The organism is Paenibacillus sp. R-74696 (assembly GCF_055814915.1).
On sequence record NZ_JBPULM010000037.1, the window covers coordinates 148,208 to 162,630 of the forward strand.

Consider the following 14,423-nt stretch of genomic DNA (forward strand, 5'->3'; position numbering starts at 1 on the left):
CCTCATCGGTCGGCGGCTTGCAGCATGCGCATAATATCAAGCTCCCCGATGAGCCGCTGGGCTTTGCTGCCCCGCAGCGGCTGGTTGGATCGCTTGAGTATCCATTTAATGTCGGCGGGCGATAAGCCCGGTTTATAGGCGAGCAGCAGCGCAATAGCGCCACTGACATGAGAGGTTGCCATGGAGGTGCCGCTCATCTCATGGTATTTGCCGCGCAGCCATGAGGAGACGATTTTATCGCCAGGGGCGTAAATATCGATATGGGTACCGCGATTGGTGAAAGGGGCGACACGCCTAAGACGGGTAGTAGCGCCTACCGAAATCGTTTGCGGATAACGTGCTGGATAATCAACCGAGCGACGTTTGCCGTCGTTGCCTGATGAAGCGACTACTATAATCCCTGCGTTATATGCATTGGTAATGGCGGTAAGCAGCGCTTTGCTGCGGGTTTTCATGCCGAAGCTCATATTGATAATATTAACCCGGTTTCTCACGCACCAGTCGATGCCGAGGATGATGTCCGAGACGAAGGCGCTGCCGTTGTGGTCGAACGCTTTCACGGGGTAGATTTGTGCGCGCGGAGCGATGCCAATCATGCCCTGCAGCTGATTGGCGGCAGCAATTGTTCCGGCAATATGGGTGCCATGTCCATTGTCATCATGGGGAAGCATGCTGCGGTTCAGCAAATTTATGCCGCGCGACAGCGACTGGCGCAGGTCGGGATGGCTGAAATCGACGCCGGTATCAATGACGCCAATTTTAATGCGATGGCCGGTGGTCATGCCCCAGGCTTGCGGAGCCTTGACATGCTGGACGCCCCAAGGGATTCCTTTTTCGGACATTGAGGATTTGGGTGTAGCGGCATGAACGGTAATGCGTCGATCATCCTCAATCCATACCCCTGTGGAGAATCGGGCGAGGGTTTCTTCGACAGGCAGACGACAGGAAATAGCGCGTATGATGGGCAGCTGTTTGACGGTTTTAAGCGCAGTCTTGCCATCAGGCAGCTCCGACCAGTCTTTTATAAACCGCTGGTACTCGCTCTGCTGGTAAAAACGGATAATGCGCTTTGGTGTCGTCTGCTCCGAGCCTGCCATCGCGCCTTGCAACCAATGGAGAAAAACGGTAGTGTCCAAATTTCGCGTCCCCTCCCGACGGACGATGCTGAGCTATTGTATGATGGAGGGGAGCAAGCTGCATAAGCCACTTGCCTTTTTTGATATAATTAGGCGTGAAACCGTGTCAAAATGCACGGTCGCACATAGGATGATGTAAGAGTTCTATGGGGCTCTTACCTCTCCGGAACGTTAGCGGCCAGCGCGGCCCGGATGGATACAGTCAGAGCGAAGGGATTCCTTCGCTTTTTATCATGTTGTACAAGCTGCGGAGAGCGCTTCAAACCGCTCTAGCGCTAATAAATTCATTATCATGGTGCGAGCTTTGTGGACAAGTCCCACAATGGAAAGGCTGACGCTTGCTTTTTTGAAAGAAATAGGTTTTACTATAGTTTGATAATGAATGAAGATGGCAAGAGAGGATGTGTCCATATGAGCGGCAGCAACATCACTTTGAAGCTGGACCCTGAGCGGATTAAGGAAATGCCAATGGTTGATTTGGCATTTGAATTTCTTAAGACAACTAATAAGCCGTATTACTACCGTGATCTCATGATGGAGATTGCTAAAATACGCGGATTGTCTACCGATGGGATTAATCAAGTTATTGCACAAGTATATACTGAAATTAATATTGACGGCCGTTTCGCTTGCGTCGGCACAAATATGTGGGGGCTTAAGCGCTGGTATCCAGTAGAGCGCAACGAAGACCCGATTTCCAACGCCAAACGCTCCAGAATCATTAACGACGACGACGATCTCGATGATGAAGATCTGTTCGCGGATGAGGAAGAGGAAACTTACGCAGCGGACGAAGAGGACTACGATGTTTATGATGAAGATCGTGAGTTCGAGGAAGCTGAAGAAGAAGCCGAAGCAGACGAAGAAACCGGAATCGAAGGCGAAGAGCTGGAAGATGAAGATGATGATTCGGATGAGGAACTGGAAGAAGGCGAGGAAGCGGAAGATTTTGAAGAAGATGAAGAGGAAGAGGGCAGCAAGTAAGTCCTTGTTCACCCATGAATCGTTTAGGCTTGAAATATAAGAATGGATAAGAAGGTCTCTTATTCAGGCCGCTTCTATTTCAGCGTGGAACGCTCGTTGCCGCCAAGTACGACAGGCAGCGCCGTTTATACTTGACAGGTTGTATACGTCAGAGTAAACTATTGCATGGGCTTTAGATTCGGTTAAGACAACCGCTTAATAATACGCCAAACGAAAAGTGCCCCGTACTCTACGGGTGTCACTTTTTTTGTTTGTAGAAGAACATGTTCGGCGACGGAAGGCTTTGGCTTTTCGTTTGATGATACAGATAAACCGCTGTGGCGCGAAAGCGCCTATGTTTATTGGATAGATTGGGAATCCTATAGGAATACACACTAGAGCTTGGAGGGTATTGGCACAGTGACAAAATATATTTTCGTAACCGGAGGCGTGGTCTCTTCCTTGGGTAAAGGGATTACAGCCGCATCGCTTGGTCGATTGTTGAAGAACAGAGGCCTCAAAGTAACGATTCAAAAGTTTGACCCGTACATTAACGTAGACCCGGGAACGATGAGCCCTTATCAGCACGGTGAAGTGTTTGTAACCGATGATGGCGCAGAGACGGATCTTGACCTTGGCCACTACGAGCGTTTCATCGATATCAATCTGTCCAAAAACAGCAATGTAACGACAGGCAAAATTTATTCCAACGTTATTACCAAAGAGCGCCGTGGCGACTATTTGGGTGGAACGGTGCAGGTTATCCCGCATATTACAAATGAAATCAAGGATCGTGTATTCCGCGCAGGCAAAGAATCGGCTTCCGATGTTGTCATTACGGAGATTGGCGGAACGGTTGGCGATATCGAGAGTTTGCCATTCTTGGAAGCTATTCGTCAAATCAAAAGCGATATTGGCCGTGACAATGTAATGTACATTCACGTGACGCTGATTCCATTCATTAAAGCGGCTGGTGAAGTGAAAACGAAGCCGACCCAGCACAGTGTAAAAGAGCTTCGCAGCATCGGCATCCAGCCGAACGTAATCGTATGCCGTACGGAGCATGCGATGGCGGAGGACCTGAAGCACAAAATCGCCTTGTTCTGCGATATTGATGCAAATGCAGTTGTGGAATGCCGTGATGCTTCCACCTTGTATGAAGTGCCTTTGATGCTTCGCGAGCAAGGCTTGGACGATATCGTCGTCAACCACTTGAAGCTCGGCACGAACGAGCCGGATATGACGGAGTGGACAAGCCTCGTACAGCGCGTGAAGTCGCTGCACAAAACAACAGAGATCGCGATTGTTGGTAAATACGTAGCTTTGCATGATGCTTACCTAAGCATCGTGGAATCTCTTGCTCATGCAGGTATCGATGCGGATTCCGAAGTGAAAATCCGTTGGGTAAATGCGGAAGAATTGACGGATAGCAATGTGGCAGATCGCTTGCAGGGCGTTCACGGCATTCTCGTGCCGGGCGGCTTTGGCGATCGTGGTATTGAAGGCAAAGTTATTGCCATTCGCCATGCCCGCGAACAGCAAGTGCCGTTTTTCGGTATTTGTCTTGGCATGCAAGTGGCTGTTATTGAATATGCACGTCATGTGGTTGGCCTTGATGGCGCCAACAGCTCGGAGATTAACCCATCGACGCCATACCCTGTCATTGACCTGCTGCCTGAGCAGAAGGACATTGAAGATATGGGCGGCACGATGCGTCTTGGCCTATATCCTTGTAAGCTTATTCCAGGCTCGCTCGCTGCTACAGAATATGGCGATGAGCTGGTATATGAGCGTCACCGTCACCGGTACGAGTTCAATAATGAATTCCGCGAGCAAGTGGAAGCAGCTGGCTTGACCATTTCGGGAACTTCCCCAGATGGCAGACTAGTAGAAATGGTGGAAATGAAGGATCATCCTTGGTTCCTAGCCGTTCAATTCCACCCGGAATTCACTTCCAGACCTAATCGTCCTCAGAAGCTGTTCCGCGGATTTGTCCGCGCGGCGCTTGCGTTTTCGGAGAGATAGTGTATTCGTAACATAAATGTATAAACCGTCCAATTTTTTTCCTGGAGCAGAAGGATATTCCGACTTGATCCGCGAATATATTAACGATGATGGAAGAGCAGGCCAATTGTTGTCGCTCTGTCGTGGGAGGTATTATATTTTGGAACAAAAGAAGCTATTAATAGTGGACGATCAGAATGGAATCCGTGTGCTTTTGATGGAAGTGTTCAGCAGTGAGGGTTATGCGACTTTTCAAGCCTCCAACGGCAAGCTTGCCTTGGAAATTGTGAAGAAGGAAAGCCCTGATTTGGTGCTGCTTGACATGAAGATTCCCGGTATGGACGGTTTAGAAATTTTAAAGCATGTGAAAGCCATTAATAAAGACATAAAAGTCATTATGATGACGGCTTATGGTGAGCTGGATATGATTAAGGAAGCGACCGATCTCGGAGCTTTGATGCATTTCACCAAGCCGTTTGATATTGATGAAATGCGAATAGCGGTGAACATGCAGCTAGATGGCGGTTCCAGCAGTCGATTCGCGATAGGGTCCTGATTAGCGGGCCCTTTTTTATTATTCTATTATTGGAGTCTTGGCAAAAGAGCTTTACCATTCCTGACGCCATTATGGTATAATGGCTCAGAATCAAGCTGTTCATTTGTCTATCGCATTAGGTATTGGTAAAATAAATGTAAACACAGAGAACCATGTGGCTTGCAGCTCTGCAATTCTCGAAAATGATGTCGGCGAATGGACAAGGCTTTCATCCATGGAGATACCTGTCTCCTGCTCGCTTTGCAAAGCAAGCTGTATTTCAAGAGAAAATCCGCTTGTTCGGAAGTAACAATCAAGCGTAACAACAGGAGCACGGGATGACGAACCGCCTTCTAACAGTGTGCATGCGGCGGCGTGTGCTCGCTGTGGCGGTTTTTCCTTTGTTCTCTTTCGATACAACGGGAGGACTACAAAATTGATGGAGAAATTGATGATACGCGGCGGACGTCCGCTGCAAGGAACGGTCCAAATCAGCGGTGCTAAAAATAGCGCTGTAGCGTTGGTTCCCGCTGCAATACTGGCGGAGTCCGAGGTTGTGCTGGACAATTTGCCTCATTTGAGTGATGTTGCTGTTTATAGCGAAATTTTGCAAGATCTTGGTGCGGTCATTGACTGGCAAGGCGATATGATGCGCATTGATCCTTCTAATCTTAAAGCGAAGCCTATGCCCAATGGCAAGGTTAAGCTACTTCGTGCTTCCTACTACTTGATGGGAGCGATGCTGGGACGCTTTGGAGAAGCTGTTATTGGCTTGCCTGGCGGCTGCAATTTTGAACCAAGACCTATCGATCAGCATATTAAAGGCTTTGAAGCGCTTGGCGCAACCGTAACGAATGAGCATGGCTCGATGCGCATATCTGCCAAGGAGCTGCGGGGAGCGAAAATTTATCTTGATGTGGTAAGTGTAGGAGCAACGATCAACATTATGCTTGCGGCCTCTCGGGCCAAAGGCTCTACTATAATAGAAAACGCGGCAAAAGAGCCTGAAATTATAGATGTAGCTACTCTTCTCAATGCCATGGGCGCAAAAATTAAAGGGGCCGGCACGGAAACCATTCGGATTGAAGGGGTGGATAGCCTGCACGGCTGCCGCCACTCCATTATTCCTGACCGCATTCAAGCCGGAACCTACATGATTATCGCCGCGGCAACGCGCGGAGATGTCACGATTGACAATGTCATCCCGAAGCATATGGAAGCTATGACGGCGAAGCTGGAAGAAATGGGCGTTACCGTATACGAAATGGATGAGTCTATCCGCATCGTGGGCGCTCCAAAGTACAATGCTATTGATGTTAAAGCATTGGTTTATCCAGGCTTTGCTACCGATTTGCAGTCCCCTATGACGAGCTTGCTGACACAAGCGAGCGGCGTAAGTATTTTAACCGACTATGTATACAGCAATCGCTTCAAGCATGTCCCTGAACTTGCGCGCATGGGCGCCAACATTCGTGTTGAAGGAAGATCAGCCATTATTGAAGGCGGCCCGCTTAACGCCGCTAAGGTTCGAGCAGCAGATCTGCGTGCAGGCGCGGCGCTTGTTATTGCTGGCTTGACCGTACCGGAAGGCATTACCGAAATAAGCGGCGTGGAATATATTGACCGTGGCTACGATCATTTGGTTGATAATTTGCGAAGACTGGGCGCCGATGTGTGGCGCGAGACGGAAACCTCCTAAATAAGCAGGCAGACCTGAGCTTGGCGCTGGTCCATAGGGATGAGGAATAACCGGCGCCAACTATGGTATATACTGATAGATCGGACTTTAGCGGTATGCTGTACCATAAAACTGAATAAAGTGGTGAGAACATGACAGATCTTCAGATCGCCGATCTGGAAGAGTTGAAGCTGACGGATTTGTATAAGCTGGCGAAGCAGTATCAAATTCCGTATTATGGCCAACTCAAGAAGAAGGAATTGATTTTCGCAATATTGCGGGCTCAGGCTGAGAAAAGCGGCTTGATGTTCATGCAGGGCGTCCTGGAAATTTTGCCGGAAGGCTTCGGCTTTCTTAGGCCTATCAACTATTTGCCAAGCAAAGAGGATATTTATATTTCGGCTTCCCAAATTCGCAAGTTCGATCTTCGTACAGGCGATCTAGTATCCGGCAAATGCCGGCTTCCGAAAGATTCGGAGAAATACTTTGGTTTGCTGCAAGTAAATGCAGTTAATGGGACGAGTCCTGAACTCGCAGCTGAACGGTTACATTTTCCCGCATTGACTCCTCTTTTTCCACAGAAAAAACTGGTGCTTGAGACGGCATCCTCTAAACTTTCCACACGAATTATGGATTTAATTGCACCTGTTGGACTTGGCCAGCGTGGACTCATTGTTGCACCTCCGAAAGTCGGCAAAACGTTGCTTCTCAAAGAGATTGCCAACAGCATTTCTACCAATCATCCTGAGATTGAGCTGTTCGTATTGCTTATTGATGAACGGCCTGAGGAAGTTACAGATATGCAGCGTTCGGTTAAGGGCGAAGTCATCGCTTCTACTTTTGATGAAGTACCGGAAAATCATATTAAGGTAACAGAGCTTGTCTTGGAGAGAGCGCTGCGACTGGTGGAGCACAAGAAGGATGTTGTTATTTTGATGGATAGCATTACGCGTCTGGCTCGTGCCTACAACTTGGTAGTGCCGCCATCCGGCCGTACGCTGAGCGGTGGTATCGACCCTGCTGCATTCCATCGTCCGAAGCGGTTTTTTGGTGCGGCGCGGAATGTGGAAGAGGGCGGAAGCTTGACGATCCTTGCGACAGCGCTTGTGGAGACAGGCTCGCGTATGGATGACATCATTTATGAAGAGTTTAAAAGTACAGGCAATATGGAGCTGCATTTGGACAGAAAACTGGCTGAACGCCGTATTTTCCCAGCGCTGGATATCCGCAGATCGGGTACGCGCCGAGAAGAAATGCTCCTGACGCAAGAAGAGCTGGAGAAGCTATGGGTGGTTCGTAAAAATATGAACGATTCGATTGAGTTCGTTGACGGCTTCCTCAAAAAGCTGAAAAACAGCGAAACGAATAGTGAATTTCTCATGTCGCTCGATTCCATGCCTGAGACGAAGCCGCCGCAGCGCAGCAGCGGAATCAAAAGCAGCAGTACTAGTTCGTCGTCATCATCAACGCCAGCGGCGGGCCGCCGTTCGGCAGCCCCTCGCACGACGCATAGCTCTTAGCGCTGCCTGAAAGGAGAACATCATGAATCTTGTATATGCTGATGAACAAGGAAATGTCTTTGATCATCCTCACTATATAGCCTTAGGCCGCAGCGGCGATATGATTGTCGAAATGATGGAGGACGAGCTCATTCCGTTGCCGGAAGGGGCGACGCTTGTAAGCTTGCCATTTACGAAGGCAGTGGGCCTTAACCCGGATACGGGCGAAATGCAGCTGCTTCCAGGCAATAAGCAGGCGGTTGGCGCGCTTTTGCCGCAAGGCTTTACGCGGCTTGCTCTGCCAGGCTATGTCAAAGCAGACAAAAATGAAAAACTGCCTTTATTCGGCTATACGGCAGTCGTATGGAAAAACAATGGCTTCTACGTTGCAGCAGAGCAATCCGATAATCCGGAGCGCTGGGATCCGTTGAATTGCGACCGTGATGAGGTAAAGCAGCAAGTTGAACGCATTACGTCTAAATATCCGGAAAATCGTCTATATAAGCATTTGTCGAACTGTGCACTTGGCTATGAATGCTTGACGTCGTCTAATACGTTCCTGCAACGCTGGGAAGGTGCGGTTCCGGTTTCGTATTCGTGTAATGCAGGATGCTTTGGATGTATTTCTGAACAGCCGGACGACAGCGGCTTTGTTGCTCCGCAAACACGGATGAACTTCAAGCCGACAGTGGACGAAGTGACTGAGATTATGCTGGAGCATCTTCGCCATGAAGATTCCATCATCAGCTTCGGGCAAGGCTGCGAAGGCGAGCCTTCTACGCAGGTGCGGATTATTGTCGACGCGATGCGACGGGTAAGAAGCCAGACATCACTTGGCTACATTAACATTAATACGAACGCTGGGCTGACGGATCACATTCGTGCAATTGTCGATGCGGGCCTCAATCTGATGCGTGTCAGCACCATCAGTGCGCTTGATGACCATTACAATGCCTATTACAAGCCGCGTGGCTATACGCTCGCCAATGTAGAGAAGTCGTTGAAATACGCGACGGACAAGGGCGTATATACGTCGATTAACTATTTGATTTTCCCTGGTGTGACGGATCGTGAGGAAGAGATGGAGGCGATGATCGGCTTTGTTAAGCGGACTGGACTCAAGCTCATCCAAATGCGGAACCTGAACATTGACCCGGAAAGCTATTTATCCTTGATCCCGCCGGCGCAAGGCGAGATTTATGGGATGAAGCAGATGCTGGAAATTTTCCGTGATGAGCTGCCAGATGTCGTAATTGGCTCGTTCACCCATGTTCCGCCTGCGAGCTTAATTCAATCTTAATGCCCTAGAAGGAGCAGATTGTCCAGTAATGGGCAGCTCCTTCTTTTGAAATATAGGAAAGCATATGATTTCTCCATACTTTCTCTATATTTCTCGGACTGAAACGTGCCGCGCCGCCAAAGGACTGCGACAACCGTTTCACCTTGTGTTTTACAACATGGACTGGGCTATGCTATAATGCAGAGATGTATGACTTAATTCTGGGCCCGCCTGTGGCTCAGGGCAGAAAGAGGTGAAAGAGATGAAACAAGCTATTCATCCGACATACCATATCACTACAGCAACTTGCGCTTGTGGTAACACTTTCGAGACTGGTTCCATTAAACCGAACCTTCGTGTAGAGATTTGTTCCCAATGCCACCCATTCTATACGGGTAAGCAGAAGTTCCTGGATGTGGGCGGCCGCGTCGATCGTTTCAAAAAGAAATACGGCATCTAATTGCTGTGATGTCTATTTTGTCTATATTTGGCAGAATACAAGAACCTCCCTTAGCCATTCTAATGGTTATAAGGGAGGTTTTTTTGATGAGAAGGAGCATATTGCTTTCAAAAAGCTCGCGCATGCTGTTGTTGGCAGGTGTCCTGCTGCTGGCAGCGACAAGTGCTGTCGGCTGTGGTCAGCCTGATCATAAGCAGCAGATGCAATCCTATGGCCATGACGGTTATATGGGGCTGTCTAACAGCAACCCGAACATACCGAATAAGCATTCGTATTTAAATTACGGCTCAGACGGAAAGTTTGTCGGCGAGCTGATCAAGAAGATGGATGGTGTCCATAAAAGCTGGATTCATTTTAATGGGGAGCATTTGGTCGTTCATTTGACCGCCAAACCGGGCATGTCCGATGCGCAGGTGAAGCAGCTTCAGCATAAAGCAGAGGAAACTTTGCAATATAATATGCCGCGCTATGAGGTGCGGGTAAAAACGAGCCGGTAATGCCCGTTTTTATGCGGAAAGGTCCTTCCTCTTATTGAGAAGGCCATGACGCTCACGCTTGCTGAAAAGCTGCATATCATGTCTTGTCTCCAGAAAAGTTGCGCTTTGTAACATTATCAGCTATACTTATTTTTGCCGTGCTAGATGGGGAGTTAGCGGTGCCCTGTAACTCGCAATCCGCTTTAGCGAGGTTGAATTCCTGTTTGAGGTTATGTCTATGCGGGGTTTGGCGCTTGCGAGCAGTGTTGACAGTTGGGTCCTCCGCAATGGACGCTTGTGAACTCGGTCAGGTCCGGAAGGAAGCAGCCGTAAGTAAGTTAGTTCATGTGCCGGGGGAGTGCCTGGCTCGAGCTGTGGTGCAAGAGTGCCGCCTGGGTTACATTAATCAAGGGCAGGTGCACGGTATTAAAGTTTTATATTTCGGATGTTCACAGACACCGGCGACGCTTTTCGATGAATTCGAATGGTGCTGCGGGTGTTTTTTGTTTGGCTTGAGGCTTTGATCATGTATAATAAGAGATAGAGTATTTTTGCAGAATTCCTGTAAGGAAACAAGAAGGGAACGGTCCATGTGACTCATATTGCCTTGTACCGTGCCTGGCGTCCCCAGACGTTTCGGGACATGGTGGGACAACAGCATATTGTGCAGACGCTGCAAAATGCGATAAAAGAGGATCGCGTTTCGCATGCCTATTTGTTCAACGGTCCCCGTGGGACGGGGAAGACGACGACAGCTAAGGTATTGGCGAAAGCAGTCAATTGTGAATCTGGCCCGGCAGTGGAGCCCTGCAATGAATGCGACGCATGCCGCGGTATTACAGCTGGTCATATTATGGATGTCGTGGAGATTGATGCTGCCTCCAATCGGGGCATCGACGAAATTCGCGATATACGGGATAAGGTGCGCTACGCCCCATCTGAAGTACGATATAAAGTGTACATTATTGATGAGGTACACATGCTTACTTCAGAGGCGTTCAATGCTTTGCTCAAAACATTGGAAGAGCCGCCTGCACATGTTATCTTTATATTAGCAACAACAGAGCCGCATAAGCTTCCTGCAACGATTATTTCCCGCTGCCAGCGTTTTGATTTTCGGCAGGTGTCGCTTGCAGAGCAGTCGGAGCGGCTTCATGAGATTTGTAAGGAAGAAGGCATTAGCGCCGAAGAGGATGCGATTGCTTATATTGCAAGGCTGTCGGAAGGCGGCATGCGTGACGCCATTAGCCTACTTGAGCAGGTAGCGGCTTTCGGAGGCGGAAGCATTACGCTGGATGGCGCTGTCGATGTAACGGGCGGGATGGCGGCCGACCAGTTCTATGAACTAGCGGAAGCGGTTCGCGATCGTGATGTTGGCGCTGTAATGCCGCTTGTCGAAAGCTTGACACAAGCGGGCAAGAGCGCGGATAAGTGCATGGAGAACCTGATTTATTATTTCAGGGATTTGCTTGTGCTTAAGCTTGCTCCGCAAGGCGGAGCAGCAACGGAACGCGTCGTTGATGCGGACCGTTTCCGGGCAATGGCGGATGCTTTTACGCCGGATCGCCTGTTTCGCATGATTGATACGCTGAACAGCTATCAATCGGAAATGAAGCATGCCGCTCAGTCGCAGACGCTGTTCGAGGTCGCTTTGATGAAAATTTGCACCATCAGCGATAGCCACGAAGGCGCGTCTGCGGGGGATGCTGCCCAGCCATCTGGCGGGGCAGCGAGTTCTTCCGCAGAGGTGGGCCGTCTGCGCCAGCAAGTGGAGCAGCTCGAACGCAAGCTGGAGCAGCTGTTGCAAAATGGCGTTCCGGCTGTTGGTGGAGGTGCGTCTGCCAGCGGTGCAGCAGCCCGGACCGGGGCAAATGGCAATCGTCCTGCCTTTAATAACCGCAGTGGTGGTTCTAACTCTGTATCTGTTCGCACGTCAGTTAAGCTGGGGCCGTATTTATCCGCTGCTGGCAGCAGTGAAACGGGGCAAGTCCGCATGAAGTGGAGCGAGCTGCTGCAGCGGGTGAAGGAAACCAAAATCACCGTCCATGCGTGGTTGATGGACGGTGAGCCGGTATCGGTCGTGGACGGCACTGTGTTGGTTGCTTTCAAAAACACGATGCACCGAGAAACAACGGAGAAGCCGACGCATAAAGAAATTATTGAGCGGGTTCTGCAAAGCGTGTTCGGGGAGCCGCTTCAGCTTGCGACGGTTATGATTAAAGAATGGCAGTCTGCAACCGATAGTGGCTCAGGTACGCCGGACGAAGCGTTTGAACTGCAATCGGATATGCCGGACGCAGCGCCAGCCCAGCCTAAATGGGTAGAGGAAGCGGTAAAGCTGTTTGGCGAAGATCTTGTCGTTGTGAAAGAGGATTTTTAACTATAAATAAGAGGTGATTACAATGAACAATATGAATCAAATGATGAAGCAAGTGAAAAAGATGCAAGAGCAAATGATGAAAGCACAGGAAGAGCTTGTCCACAAAACCGTTGAAGGCACAGCAGGCGGCGGCGTAGTTAACGTTACTGTAAACGGCCACAAAAAAGTTCTTGATATTACAATTAAACCGGAAGCGGTAGATCCGGAAGATGTAGAAATGCTGCAGGACTTGATTATTACAGCTGTAAACGATGCCCTTTCAAAAGTGGACGATGTTGCGAACCAGGACATGGGTAAATTTACAGGTGGCATGAAAATCCCAGGCTTGTTCTAAAAATAAGCCACTGCTCGTTCTGATTTGAAAGGAGCTACACCTGTTGCATTATCCCGAACCGATAGCGAAGTTGATTGACAGTTTCACCAGGTTGCCGGGTATTGGACCGAAAACAGCTGCGAGACTGGCTTTTTATGTGCTGCGCATGAAGGAAGATGATGTCATTGATTTTGCTAAAGCGCTCGTAAGCGTGAAACGCAATCTGACTTATTGCTCCATCTGCTGCAACATAACAGATACGGACCCTTGCCGTATTTGCCAGGATAAGCTCAGGGACAACTCCGTCATTTGCGTCGTACAGGAGTCGAAAGATTTGGTGGCGATGGAACGGACGAAGGAGTTCATGGGGCATTATCACGTGCTGCAAGGGGCGATCTCTCCTATGGAGGGAATCGGTCCGGATCAGATCAAAATTGCCGAGCTGCTGCGCCGCCTCAGTGATGAGCGAGTGCAGGAACTTATTCTGGCGACTAATCCGAATGTCGAAGGAGAAGCGACCGCGATGTATATATCGCGGCTTGTGAAACCTTTTGGCATACGGGTCACGCGAATTGCTCACGGCTTGCCAGTTGGTGGAGATTTGGAATATGCCGATGAAGTTACGCTGTCCAAAGCATTGGAAGGCCGCAGAGAGCTGGGCTAAAGATAGGCAAAGCTGTTCTTATCGTTCAAAACGATAGGGGCAGCTTTTTTTATATGAAGCATGTAAGGGTATGCGAGAATAACGTACTGCTTTTTCGCTTAGAAAGCTGTTGTGGTTGATTGATATCGACGCTAGTTCTATTTGCAAGGTTTTTAGCTTATATATGGAATAGAGGCAGCCTTGGCTTTTGAATGGACAAGCGGGAGGTCATGAGGGGATGAAACAGCTCAATAAATGGAGAAGCGGCAGTATGACGGCGGAGAAAAAGTCGGTTAATGGGGTACAAGGGGAGATGGATGCCCTGCAGTGGACCGATCGGCTGCGCCAGGAAATTTATGAGGCCCATTTGGAATGGGAAAATGCAAACCGCTTTTTTGACTATGCTTTAGGTAAAGACCAGATTGATTATGCGATATACGCCATCATTACGGCTGAAAAGCGTTATGACTCTTTGCTCCGCACCGCCAAAAGAGCTTGCAAGAGCTGGTCGGAATGGAGGGCGGTCCAATGATGAATAACATATTACTTGTTGTTCTGGTCTTCTCTTCGGTTGCGCTGCTTGCCATAATAGTTCGACATCGTCTTTCATGGTCATGGGCAAAAAGCTTCACCTTGCATCTGGTATGTGCTTGTGCAGTTCTTTATTTATTGAATTACTCCGGTCTTATTTCTGATATTAAAATCCCTATTAATCCGGCAACGATATCAACGGTGGTTGTACTCGGAGTTCCGGGTATTGCGCTTATTGTAGGTCTGCAGCACATGATGGTTTAAGTATTTAGGAAGCAATGAAAGGCAGTGTTAATGGACTAAAGGAGATCAGGACAAGCCTGAAATAAGGGCTTTCCTGATTTTTTTGTATTTGGGTTGACTTGTCCGTCTGGTTCATGGTATTCTATATCTCGCGTCAAGGGCAGGTACATACAGTGTTGAAAAGCACTGAAAAAGTTTTTTAAAAAAGTACTTGCATTTACTTGGGCGCCTGTGATATATTATATGAGTCGCCGCTGAGACATACGGCAGACAAGAACGAAAC

14 protein-coding genes and 1 other RNA gene are annotated in these 14,423 nt (G+C 48.9%); 14 read left to right on the plus strand and 1 reads right to left on the minus strand.

What is annotated here, in order from left to right; genetic code table 11:
• Positions 1-2 precede the first annotated feature (2 nt).
• Positions 3-1,136 (minus strand): S8 family peptidase, encoded by a 1,134-nt coding sequence (locus ACSR9A_RS18150; protein WP_473758699.1) that lies wholly within the window; start codon positions 1,134-1,136, stop codon positions 3-5.
• A gap of 411 nt (positions 1,137-1,547) precedes the next feature.
• On the opposite strand from ACSR9A_RS18150, the gene rpoE reads away from it, so the two are divergent.
• The 14 genes from rpoE to ACSR9A_RS18220 all read left to right on the plus strand — a co-directional run bounded on the left by rpoE (position 1,548) and on the right by ACSR9A_RS18220 (position 14,161).
• Positions 1,548-2,120 carry a DNA-directed RNA polymerase subunit delta gene (rpoE, locus tag ACSR9A_RS18155; protein ID WP_473758700.1) on the plus strand — a complete coding sequence of 191 codons (573 nt, stop codon included), beginning with the start codon at positions 1,548-1,550 and terminating at the stop codon, positions 2,118-2,120.
• A 399-nt stretch (positions 2,121-2,519) separates the two neighbouring features.
• Positions 2,520-4,124: a CTP synthase gene (gene pyrG / locus ACSR9A_RS18160; protein ID WP_046229562.1), complete on the plus strand. Its 1,605-nt coding sequence runs from the start codon at positions 2,520-2,522 to the stop codon at positions 4,122-4,124.
• A gap of 139 nt (positions 4,125-4,263) precedes the next feature.
• Positions 4,264-4,659 (plus strand): response regulator, encoded by a 396-nt coding sequence (locus tag ACSR9A_RS18165; protein ID WP_046229561.1) that lies wholly within the window; start codon positions 4,264-4,266, stop codon positions 4,657-4,659.
• 418 nt (positions 4,660-5,077) lie between these two features.
• Positions 5,078-6,337, plus strand: coding sequence for a UDP-N-acetylglucosamine 1-carboxyvinyltransferase (gene murA / locus ACSR9A_RS18170; RefSeq protein WP_473758713.1), 1,260 nt, complete (start codon positions 5,078-5,080; stop codon positions 6,335-6,337).
• A gap of 131 nt (positions 6,338-6,468) precedes the next feature.
• Entirely contained in the window at positions 6,469-7,836 is a 1,368-nt protein-coding gene (gene rho, locus ACSR9A_RS18175; protein ID WP_473758701.1) for a transcription termination factor Rho, read from the plus strand.
• A gap of 22 nt (positions 7,837-7,858) precedes the next feature.
• Positions 7,859-9,115, plus strand: a complete 1,257-nt coding sequence (locus ACSR9A_RS18180; RefSeq protein WP_473758702.1) for a radical SAM family protein — start codon at positions 7,859-7,861, stop codon at positions 9,113-9,115.
• Between the two features lie 241 nt (positions 9,116-9,356).
• Positions 9,357-9,554, plus strand: coding sequence for a 50S ribosomal protein L31 (gene rpmE, locus ACSR9A_RS18185; protein WP_046229556.1), 198 nt, complete (start codon positions 9,357-9,359; stop codon positions 9,552-9,554).
• Between the two features lie 86 nt (positions 9,555-9,640).
• Positions 9,641-10,051 carry a hypothetical protein gene (locus ACSR9A_RS18190; RefSeq protein WP_473758703.1) on the plus strand — a complete coding sequence of 137 codons (411 nt, stop codon included), beginning with the start codon at positions 9,641-9,643 and terminating at the stop codon, positions 10,049-10,051.
• Positions 10,052-10,186: 135 nt separating this feature from the next.
• Positions 10,187-10,454: signal recognition particle sRNA large type (ffs, locus tag ACSR9A_RS18195), an RNA gene on the plus strand.
• Between the two features lie 168 nt (positions 10,455-10,622).
• Positions 10,623-12,410 carry a DNA polymerase III subunit gamma/tau gene (gene dnaX, locus ACSR9A_RS18200; protein ID WP_473758704.1) on the plus strand — a complete coding sequence of 596 codons (1,788 nt, stop codon included), beginning with the start codon at positions 10,623-10,625 and terminating at the stop codon, positions 12,408-12,410.
• Between the two features lie 22 nt (positions 12,411-12,432).
• Complete coding sequence (locus ACSR9A_RS18205; RefSeq protein ID WP_056037661.1) at positions 12,433-12,744, plus strand: YbaB/EbfC family nucleoid-associated protein; 312 nt, start codon at positions 12,433-12,435, stop codon at positions 12,742-12,744.
• A 43-nt stretch (positions 12,745-12,787) separates the two neighbouring features.
• Entirely contained in the window at positions 12,788-13,387 is a 600-nt protein-coding gene (gene recR / locus ACSR9A_RS18210) for a recombination mediator RecR (protein WP_046229552.1), read from the plus strand.
• Between the two features lie 217 nt (positions 13,388-13,604).
• Positions 13,605-13,898, plus strand: coding sequence for a DUF2508 family protein (locus ACSR9A_RS18215; protein ID WP_341280478.1), 294 nt, complete (start codon positions 13,605-13,607; stop codon positions 13,896-13,898).
• On the plus strand, positions 13,895-14,161 hold the full coding sequence (locus ACSR9A_RS18220; protein WP_473758705.1) for a pro-sigmaK processing inhibitor BofA family protein: 267 nt from the start codon (positions 13,895-13,897) through the stop codon (positions 14,159-14,161). Before ACSR9A_RS18215 ends, ACSR9A_RS18220 begins: the two co-directional genes overlap by 4 nt.
• Positions 14,162-14,423: the final 262 nt, after the last annotated feature.